The sequence below is a fragment of the Corallococcus sp. CA053C genome (genome assembly GCF_003611675.1).
Taxonomy (GTDB): Bacteria; Myxococcota; Myxococcia; order Myxococcales; family Myxococcaceae; genus Corallococcus.
Genome location: NZ_RAWA01000375.1, coordinates 1 through 9,700 on the forward strand (window position 1 = coordinate 1; position 9,700 = coordinate 9,700).

General features: G+C 74.5%; 7 protein-coding genes. All 7 read left to right on the top strand.

What is annotated here, in order from left to right:
* The first annotated feature begins 189 nt into the window (after window positions 1-189).
* A complete protein-coding gene (locus D7V97_RS34010; RefSeq protein ID WP_120614782.1) occupies window positions 190-603 on the top strand; it encodes a response regulator in 414 nt (137 codons plus the stop codon).
* A complete protein-coding gene (locus D7V97_RS34015) occupies window positions 600-2,687 on the top strand; it encodes a chemotaxis protein CheA (protein WP_120614783.1) in 2,088 nt (695 codons plus the stop codon). The genes D7V97_RS34010 and D7V97_RS34015 overlap by 4 nt, the downstream gene beginning before the upstream one ends.
* Window positions 2,684-3,130, top strand: a complete 447-nt coding sequence (locus D7V97_RS34020; RefSeq protein ID WP_120614784.1) for a chemotaxis protein CheW — start codon at window positions 2,684-2,686, stop codon at window positions 3,128-3,130. The genes D7V97_RS34015 and D7V97_RS34020 overlap by 4 nt, the downstream gene beginning before the upstream one ends.
* Window positions 3,111-5,654, top strand: a complete 2,544-nt coding sequence (locus tag D7V97_RS34025; RefSeq protein ID WP_120614785.1) for a methyl-accepting chemotaxis protein — start codon at window positions 3,111-3,113, stop codon at window positions 5,652-5,654. The genes D7V97_RS34020 and D7V97_RS34025 overlap by 20 nt, the downstream gene beginning before the upstream one ends.
* Before the next feature lie 2 nt (window positions 5,655-5,656).
* On the top strand, window positions 5,657-8,023 hold the full coding sequence (locus D7V97_RS34030) for a HEAT repeat domain-containing protein (protein ID WP_120614786.1): 2,367 nt from the start codon (window positions 5,657-5,659) through the stop codon (window positions 8,021-8,023).
* A gap of 13 nt (window positions 8,024-8,036) precedes the next feature.
* Window positions 8,037-8,858, top strand: a complete 822-nt coding sequence (locus D7V97_RS34035) for a protein-glutamate O-methyltransferase CheR (RefSeq protein WP_120614787.1) — start codon at window positions 8,037-8,039, stop codon at window positions 8,856-8,858.
* Window positions 8,855-9,700: chemotaxis protein CheB (locus D7V97_RS34040; protein ID WP_120614788.1), on the top strand; the 846-nt coding region annotated here is incomplete at its 3' end. The genes D7V97_RS34035 and D7V97_RS34040, both read left to right, overlap by 4 nt.

The following is a 9,700-nucleotide window of genomic DNA, read 5'->3' on the forward strand; positions in this document are numbered from 1 at the left end:
GAGACAGGGTCAGGCATGGGGGGAGCCAATCGCATGGCGTTGAGGTCGATTCCGAAGGAAGCCGTCAGGCTTCGTGACACACCTGAAGGGCGTGCGTGGAGAAACCAACGCTTGGCGCGCGCGCGCTGACTCATTTTTTTCAGCAGGTCGGAATCGATCTAGCTTGGTCGGTCGTTTCCAGAGGACGCCATGCCCGAGGTACTCGTCGTCGATGACAGCAAGGTGATGCGCGAGATGGTCGTCGCATGCCTGCGCCCCTACCCGGACAGCCGCTTCACGCAGGCCTCCAGCGGGTTGGAGGCCATCGAGCAGCTGTCGCTCAAGTCGTATGACCTGCTCGTCCTGGACCTCAACATGCCCGACATCGGGGGCATCGAGGTGGTGGAGTTCGTGCGGGGCCAGGACCACCTGCGCTCGCTGCCCATCATCATCGTCACCACCCGCGGGGATGAAGCGTCCCGCGAGCGAGCGCTCGCCGTGGGCGCGAACCGCTTCATGACCAAGCCCTTCACCCCGGAATCCATCCAGGGCGCGGCCCGGGCCCTCCTGGAGAAGACCCCGTCCCAGGACGCGAAGCCCCAGGACGAGGCGTCGCGCGGGTGACGACGTCCGTGGAGTTCGCGGAGTTCCTCCCCGCGTACCTGGCGGAGGTGGATGAGCTGTTGGCGGCCGCGCAGCGGGACCTGCTTGCAGTGGAGGAGGCCGTGCGCCGGGGCGCGGCCCAGCCCCGCGCCGTGCGCGAGCTGTTCCGCGCCCTGCACACCATCAAGGGCCTGTCCTCCATGGTGGACGTGGAGCCCATCGTCTCCCTGGCGCACTGGATGGAGACGTCCCTGCGCCTGGCGGATCAGGCCGGGGGCCGCCTGCCCGAGTCCAGCGTGGAGCCGCTGGTGGAGGGCCTGCGCGCCATCGAGCAGCGCGTGCGGCAGCTGGCCGCCGGAAAGACGGCGTCGCCCGCGCCGGTGAACCTGCTGGAGCGGCTGGAGGCCCTGGGCCCGCACGTGCTGGGAACGGCACCCGCGGCTCCCACCCGGCGCGTGGTGCTGGACGCGGAGGCCGCGTTCGCCGCGAAGCTGGCGCCGTCGGAGCGTGAGCAGCTGGAGGGCGGGCTCCAGGCGGGGCAGCGCGCGGTGCGGCTGGACTTCGTGCCCTCCGCCGAGCGCGCCGCCCAGGGGCTCACCATCAACACCGTGCGCGAGCGCGTGGCGAAGCTCGGCGACATCGTGAAGGTGCTGCCGCTGTCGGGTGCCGCCGCGGGCGGGGCCTCGCTCGCGTTCGCGCTGCTGCTCATCACCGTCTCGGATGACGCGGCGCTGCTGGGCGCGGTGGGCGGCGCTCCCGCCACGCTGCGCTCGCTGGCGGTAAACGCGCCCGAGGAGGCCCCGGTCCCCCTCGCCCCGCTGCCGGCGACGGCGCTGCTGGCGTCGTCCGTGGCCGCGACCGAAGAGGAGCTGGAGGAGCCGGAGGTGCGCCGCGGTGGCGGCCTGCTGCGCGTGGAGGTGTCGCGGCTGGACGAGGCCATGGAGTGGCTGGCCGCGCTCGTGGTGAACCGCTCCCGGCTGACGCGCGCGGTGGCGGCGCTCACGGCCGCGGGCGCCCCCACGCGCGAGTTGACGGCCATCCTCCAGGAGAACGGCCGGCAGCTGCGCGACCTGCGCTCCGCCATCCTGCGCCTGCGCATGGTGCGCGTGGGCGACGTGCTGGAGCGGCTGCCCCTGCTGGTGCGCGGGCTGCGCCGCACCACGGGCAAGGCGGTGCGGCTGGAGCTGGACGTGGGCGACGCGGAGCTGGACAAGGCCGTGGCGGACCGGCTCCTGCCCGCGCTGGTGCACCTGGTGCGCAACGCGGTGGACCACGCGCTGGAGATGCCGGAGGAGCGCGTCGCGGCGGGCAAGCTCCCGGAGGGGCTGGTGCACCTGGGCTGCCACGCGCGCTCCAGCGGCCAGCTGGAGATCACCCTGCGCGACGACGGCCGGGGCGTGGACGCGAAGGCGGTGGCGAAGGCCGCGAACGCGCCCGTGCCGGAGTCGGTGGACGGGCTGCTGGACCTGCTGTGCCGGCCCGGGCTGTCCACGCGCCAGGAGGCCACGAGCACCAGCGGCCGGGGCATGGGCATGGACATCGTGCGGCGCATCGTCGTGGAGCAGCTGGGCGGCGAGTTGCGCATGGAGACGCGCAAGGGCGCGGGCACCACGTTCACCCTGCGCGTGCCCCTCACGGTGACGCTGGTGGACGCCATCGTCTTCGAATGCGCGGGCCTCAAGTACGCGGTGTCGGTGGGCACGGTGGAGGAGCTCATCGACGTGGACGCGCTGCGCGTGGTGCGGCCCGCGGGCGCGAACGGGCTGGGGCTGGTGGAGCGGCGGGGCGCGGCGGTGCCGCTGCTGTCGCTGGAGCAGCTCCTGGGCCGCACGGCGCCCGCGCGGGAGGGCGTCAGCCGGGGCACCAAGGCGCTCATCGTCCGGCAGCGCGGGGAGCCGGTGGCCTTCGCGGTGGACCGGCTCCTGGGCCAGCAGGAGATCGTCCTGCGGCCCCTGGAGGATCCGCTGGTGCGCGTGCCGGGCGTGGCGGGCGCCACGGACCTGGGAGATGGCCAGCCCACGCTGGTGTTGGACCTGGGCGCGCTCGGCGCGGCGCACGGGGTTCGCCGCAAGGGCTCGGCGCGTCCGGGCGAGTGGGTGTCATGAACGTGCTGCACGTGCTGTTCAAGGTGGACGGGACCGAGTACGCGATGCCCGCGGCGGACGTGGTGCAGATGGAGTCCTTCACCGGCGCCACGCCGGTGCCCGGGGCGCCGTCCCATGTCGCGGGGCTGGTGCAGGTGCGCGGCCGCGTCATCCCGGTGGTGGACGCGCGGGCGCGCTTCGGCCTGCCGCCTGGGAAGCACTCGCTGGACTCGCGCGTGGTGGTGGGACAGCTGGGTGAGCGCACGGTGGGACTGCTCGTGGACAGCGCCCGTGAAGTCTTGAAGTTGGACCCCCGCACCATCCAGCCGCCGCCGCCGATGGTGGTGGAGCGCGCGAAGGGGTTCGTGAAGGCCGTGGCGCAGGTGGGCCCGCGGCTGGTGATGCTCATCGATTTCCCCCGCGTGATGGGGGAGGAGACTGCGGATGTCGACGGACAACGGTAGCAGCGCCCCCCGCCTGGACGATGCACGCGCGTTGGCGGAGCGCACGGCGCTGAAGGTGGAGGAGAGCGCGGGGCTGGTGCAGTCCACGGAGCTGCTCGCGGCGCGGCTGGCCTCGGCGGGCAACGAGCAGGCGGCGTCGGGGGAGCAGGTGCGCACCGCCATCGAATCGGTGGCCGCGCAGGTGGAGCAGACGAGCGCCGCGGTGCAGTCCCTGGTGCGCAACCAGCGCGCCATGAGCGACGCGTCGCGGGGCGTGCAGCAGGAGGCGGAGGCCACCGCGGGCGGGATGCAGGAGGTGGCCGCGTCGGTGGCCAGCGTGCGCAAGGACGCCGCGGTGCTCGCCGTGTCCGCGGACGCGACGGCCTCCACGGTGGAGGAGGTGGCGCGCTCGGTGAAGGGCGTGAGCGCCAACGCGGAGGAGCTGGCCGCCTCCAGCGAGGAGCTGCTCGCGAGCGTGCAGGAGATGAACGCCACGGTGGAGGACCTGGTCGCGCGCAACCAGACGAGCGCCGCCACCACCGAAGAGGTGGCCGCCACCATCGAGGAGATGTCCAAGGGCATCAACCGGCTGTCGTCCGACGCGCAGGGCGTGGGCGAGCGCATGGGGCAGGTGTCCGGCGCCGTCGTGTCCCTGGGCAAGACGCTCAATGAAGTCTCGCGCGACGCGGCCAGCATGGCCTCCAGCGTGGAGGAGACGGCCTCCACCACGGAGCAGGTCGCGCGCAGCGTGCGCGGCGTGGCGGAGCACGCGCGCGCCCTGGAGGCGCACGTGGGCTCCACCGCGTCCACGGTGGAGGAGGTGGCCGCCAGCGTGGAGGAGGTGGCCGCCACGTCGGAGAAGAACGCGGCCGTGGTGGACGCCAACGCGGCCACCATCGAGCAGCTGGCGCGCTCCGCCCAGGCGGTGGCCCGCGCCGCGGAGAGCATCAACGGCCTGGCGTCCACCAGCGCCACCGCGTCCGCGCAGCTGGAGACGTCCACGCGCCGCGCGGCGCAGATGACGGAAGAGGCCCGGATGGCCGCCGAGCGCGTGGGCGCGAGCGCGCGCGACGGCGGCGCCACGGTGGCGCGCTCCATCACCGGCTTCGGCCGCATCCGGCAGTCCATCGTGGAGTCGTCCGGGGTGATGAAGGAGATGGGCCGGCGCGCGGAAGAGATTGGCGACATCGTGCAGACCATCAACCTCATCGCGGACCGCACGAACCTCTTGTCCCTCAACGCCAGCATCGAGGCGGCGCGGGCCGGGGAGCACGGCCGCGGCTTCGCGGTGGTGGCGGAGGAGATCCGCGCGCTGGCGGACCGCGCGGCGGCGGCGAGCGCGGACGTGGCGAAGATTGTCCGCGGCCTGCAGACGACGGCGCGCGAGGCGGCGTCCGCCACGGGCGAGGGCGTGCGCGCGGCGGACGAGGGCGCGGCGCTGGCGGGGGACGCGGAGAAGGCGCTGGGCACCATCCTCAAGGGCGTGGAGGATCTGGGCCAGAACGTGCGTGAGGCGTCGCGCGCGTCGGCGGAGCAGGTGCAGGCGGTGCAGGCGCTGGCCCAGTCCACGGCGAAGGTGAGCGAGCAGGGGCGCGTCATCGCGGCCTCCGCGACGGAGCAGGCGCAGGCCGCGCAGGCCCTGGCCCAGGGCGGCACGGAGATGCGGCGCATGGCGCGGCAGACGACGCAGGCCACCGCGGATCAGGCCAAGGCGCTGCGCGAGGCGGTGCGCTCCAACACCCAGCTGTCGGAGGTGGCGCAGAAGGTGTCGCGCGCGATGCAGGAGCAGGCCGCGGCGGCCACGGACCTGGCGAAGAACGCGGTGCAGATGCGGCAGCTGGTGCAGGGCGTGAGCGGCGCGGTGTCCGCGCAGGGCCAGCAGGTGGCCGCCCTGGGCGTGGTGGCGCAGGAGGTGACGTCCTCCACCCAGCGCGCGCTCACCGGCATCGCGGAGCAGGCCAAGGCGGCGCAGGAGGTGGCGCGCGCCATGGACAACGCGCGCAAGGAAGTGGCCCAGTCCACGCGGGCGATGGTGGAGCAGGGCCGCGCCCTCAAGCAGTGCGAGGTGGCCACCCGCCAGGTGGCGAAGCTCGCGCAGGAGGTGACGCGCGCCACGGAGGAGCAGGCCCAGGCGCTCTCCACGCTGGTGCGCGGCGCGGAGGAGGTGCGAAGGGTGGCGAGGACGACGTCGCGCGCGCTGGACGAGCAGACGGAGGCCCTGGCCGCGCTCACCGCGTCCGCGACGAAGCAGGCCACGGGCGTGGCGGCCGTGGCCCGGTCCGCGCAGGAGCAGTCCACGGTGACCGAGCAGCTGGGGCGGTCGGTGGAGGAGATGCGCGGGCGCTCGCGGGAGATCGCCGTGACCACCGCCCAGCAGGCGCGCACCACGACCATCACCGCCCAGGAGGTGAAGGAGGTCGCGGGCCGGCTGGGACAGCTCGCGAAGCTTCAGGGTGAACAGGTCGAGGGGCTGGCGCACCTGACCGGATTGCTGGGCGGCAAGGACGCGGTCGCGTCCCGAGGCCCCCGGGAGCAGAAGGCGTGACGATGACTTCAACCGTGCGACAACACCCCCTCTCCCTCTCCGCGGACGACCGCGCCCGGGTGGAGGAGGTGGAGCAACTGGCGCGCCAGGGGACGGCGAGCCTGCCCGCGCTGGTGGTCGGGCTGGACGCGCCCAGCTGGGCGGTGCGCCGCGCCGTGGTGTCCGCGCTGGCGCGCCTGGGCACCCCCGCGGTGAAGCCGCTGTGCGACGTGCTCCGCCACCGGCGGGACAACGAGGCGCGCATCGCCGCGGCGGTGGACGCGCTGGTGGCCGCCACCGGCGACGTGGAGGGGCCCGTGGAGGTGCTGGGGGACGACCCCAACCCGGCCATCGTCTGTGACGCTGCCCAGGTGCTGGGTCGCCGCCGCAGCCGCCAGTCCGTGCCGCTGCTGGCGCGGCTCACGGTGCACGAGGACGACAACGTGGCGGTGGCCGCCATCGAGGCGCTGGGACGCATTGGCGGCGGCGCGGCGGTGGACGCGCTCCTGGCCTCGCTGGGCAGCGGCAACTTCTTCCGCATCTTCCCCGCCATCGACGTGCTGGGCCGCTCGGGCGACCCCACGGTGGTGCCGGCGCTGATGGCCCTGCTGTCGGATCCGTTCTACGTCCTGGAGGCCGCGCGCGCCCTGGGCCGCACCGGCCAGGAGGCCGCGGTGCCGGCGCTGCTGGGCCTCTTGCAGCGCGGCAACGACGCGGTGGTGCGCGTGGCGGCGGTGGCGCTGGTGGAAATCCACGACGCGCAGGTGCAGCGCTTCGGCGGCGCGCGCATGGTGCCGTCGGTGCTGCGCTCCAGCGTGGCGGAGTCCCAGCCCACCGGGCGCAGGCTGGCCCACGTCATCACCGGCGCGGACGCGGGGGAGAAGACCGCGGTGGCGCGGCTGTTGGGCTGGGTGGGCGGCGCGGACGCGGCGGCGGGGCTGCTCAAGCTGCTGGACTCGCAGGACCTGGGCGTGTCGCGCGCGGCGGCGGCGGCGCTGGGGGAGCTGGGCTCGGAGGCGGACGCTCAAATCCTGCAGGCGCTGCGCGAGGGCGACAGCACGCGGCGCCGGGTGCTGCTGCCGCTCGTGGGCCGCAGGGCCGCGGCGGTGCCGGACGTGCTGCTGTGCCTGGAGGACCGGGACGCGATGGTGCGCGCGCTGGCGGCGGAGACGCTGTCGCGCATTGGCGACACGTCCGCGGTGCCCGCCCTCTTCGCGCGGCTGTCGGACGAGGACCCGCGCGTGGCGCAGGCGGTGGTGGGCGCCATCCAGTCGCTGGGAAGTGAGACGACGGAGACCCTGGCGCTGGAGGCGGCGCGCTCGCCGGACACGCGTCAGCGGCGCGCGGCGCTGCGCATCGTGGCCTACTTCGGCTACTCCCGCGGCCTGGACGCGCTGCTGCTGGCCATGCGGGATCCGGACGAGCGGCTGCGCGACGCGGCCATCTACGGCCTGCCCTTCATCGATGATCCGCGCGCGGTGGACGCGCTGCTGGCCGCCGCCACCCATGAATCCGAGCGCACGCGCGCCACGGCCATGCGCGCGCTGGGCCAGACGGACAAGCAGGCCCGCATCACCTCCACGCTCCTGGGCGGCCTGAACGACCGCGACCCGTGGGTGCGCTACTACGCGTGCCAGTCGCTGGGGAAGCTCAACGAGGAGGCCGCCGCGGACGCCATCGTCGCGCTGGCCAACGACGACGCGGGCCAGGTGCGCGTGGCGGTGGTGGACGCGCTGGCGCACCTGCACACGGAGAGCGCCATGGCGGCGCTGCGCCGGGCGGCCTCGTCGTCGGACGCGGACGTGCGCCGCGCGGCGCTGCTGGGGCTGGGCGTGGCCCGGCGCCAGGACGCGCTGCCGGTGCTGCTGGAGGCGGTGGGGTCGGACGACCCGGCCACCCGGCTCGTCGCGCTGTCGGCGGTGGCGGAGTACGACGCGCCGGAGACGCTGCCCGCGCTCTTGCGCGCGGCGGGGGACCGGGACGACGGCGTGCGCAGCGCGGCGGTGGGCTTCCTCGCCACGCGCACCGGCCTGCACGCCACCCAGGCGCTGGTGTCGCTGCTGGGCGACGTGATGCTGCGCGAGCAGGTGGTGGGCGCGCTGGCGCTGCCGGTGGACGGGCGGCTGCCGGGGCTGCTCTCGGCGCTGGAGGTGGCGGACGACGCCACCGCGCCCCTGCTGGTGGCGGCGCTCGCGCGCATGCGCCGGGCGGACGCGAGAGCGGCGCTGATGCAGGCGCTGACGGGCGCGAGCCCCGCGGGGCGGCGGGCGACGGTCCCCGCGGTGGCGGCGCTGGGCACGGTGGAGGCGCGCGAGGCGCTGGACCGGGTGGCCCACCGCGACGAGGACGCCGACGTGCGGCGTGCCTGCCTGCTGGCGCTGGGCCGTTGAGGCGCCCTTGCCCATGAGCGCGCTGCCGTTGTCCCCGCAGGTCTTCTCCATCCTGACGATGCTCATCGAGCAGCGCTCCGGGCTGCACTACGGCCCGGAGGACCGGGACCTGTTGTCGGAGAAGGTGTCCTCGCGCGCGCTGGACGCGGGCTTCGACTCGCTGCTCGACTACTACTACTTCCTCCGCTACGACCCGAAGGGGGCCGCGGCGCTGGACGCGCTGGTGGATTCGCTGCTGGTGCATGAGACGTACTTCTTCCGCGAGCCCCAGGCGCTGGAGGCGCTGGTGGACGAGGTGCTGGTGCCCCGGGCGCGCGCCGGCCTCCAGCCCCGGGTGTGGTGCGCGGCCTGCGCCACCGGCGAGGAGCCCCTCACGCTGGCCATGATGCTGGACGCGAAGGGCGTGCTCGCGGACGTGTCGCTGCAGGCCTCGGACCTGAGCCTCCGGGCGCTGGAGCGCGCGAAGGCGGGCGAATTCAACCTGCGCTGCCTGCGCGCGCTGCCCAAGGGCGTGGAGGGCCGCTGGCTGGACGTCGTGGGCGGCCGTCCGCGCGTGCGCCCGGAGCTGGTGGCGAAGGTGGAGTGGCGGCAGCTGAACCTGATGGACAGCGCGAACTTCCCGGGGCCGGAAACCTTTGACGCCATCCTCTGCCGCAATGTGCTCATCTACTTCAAGGACGACACCGCGCGCCGCGTGGTGGACGACCTGACCCGGACGCTCAAGCCCGGGGGGCACCTGCTGGTGGGCACGTCGGAGTCCCTGATGCGTTTCGGTACAGCGCTGCACTGCGAGGAGCGCCGCGGCGCGTTCTTCTACAGCAAGGCGTCCCCATGACGTCCGCGACGTCTTCGCCCCCCTTGCGCGTGCTGGTGGTGGACGACTCGGCGTTCGCGCGCAAGGTGCTGCGCAAGGTGCTGTCGGACGCGGAGGGCCTGGAGGTGGTGGGCACCGCGCGCGACGGGCTGGACGCGCTGGAGCGGGTGGCGGAGCTCAAGCCGGACGTCATCACCCTGGACCTGGTGATGCCGGCCCTGGACGGCCTGGGCCTGCTGCGCGCGCTGGCCGGCATGCCGGACGCGCCGCGCGTGGTGGTGGTGAGCAGCGCCGGCACGGACAGCGAGCTGGCGGTGGCCGCGCTCCAGGCCGGCGCGGTGGACCTGGTGCACAAGCCCACGGCGCTCGCCACCGAGCGGCTGTACGAGCTGGGCGCGGAGCTGGTGGCGAAGGTGCGCGTCGCGGGCCGCGCGGTGCCGCGCTACGGGCAGGAGGTCACGGGGGAAGCCGGCGTCCGCGCCGCGCGCACGGAGGCCGGGACGTCCGCGAAGCTCCTGGCGGTGGGCACGTCCACGGGCGGCCCTCAGGCGCTGACACGGCTCATGACGATGCTGCCCGCGGACTTCCCCGCGCCGGTGGTGCTCGCGCTGCACATCCCCGCGGGCTACACGGAGGCGGTGGCCAAGCGGCTGGACACGTTGAGCGCGCTGGAGGTGCTGGAGGCGAGCGATGGTCTGGAGCTCCTCCCCGGCCGCGCGGTGCTGGCGCGCGCGGGGATGCACCTGAAGCTGGAGCGGCACGGCGCGGTGGACCTGGTGCGCCTGGACCGCCAGCCCCTGGGCACCCCGCACCACCCCTCCGTGGACGTGCTCTTCGAGAGCGTGGCGGCGGGGTGGGGGAAG

Bases quoted from the DNA above. Each gene is read 5' to 3' on its own strand.
- D7V97_RS34010 (WP_120614782.1), top strand. From the start codon at position 190: ATGCCCGAGGTACTCGTCGTCGATGACAGCAAGGTGATGCGCGAGATG.
- D7V97_RS34020 (WP_120614784.1), top strand. From the start codon at position 2,684: ATGAACGTGCTGCACGTGCTGTTCAAGGTGGACGGGACCGAGTACGCG.
- D7V97_RS34025 (WP_120614785.1), top strand. From the start codon at position 3,111: ATGTCGACGGACAACGGTAGCAGCGCCCCCCGCCTGGACGATGCACGC.
- D7V97_RS34030 (WP_120614786.1), top strand. From the start codon at position 5,657: ATGACTTCAACCGTGCGACAACACCCCCTCTCCCTCTCCGCGGACGAC.
- D7V97_RS34035 (WP_120614787.1), top strand. From the start codon at position 8,037: ATGAGCGCGCTGCCGTTGTCCCCGCAGGTCTTCTCCATCCTGACGATG.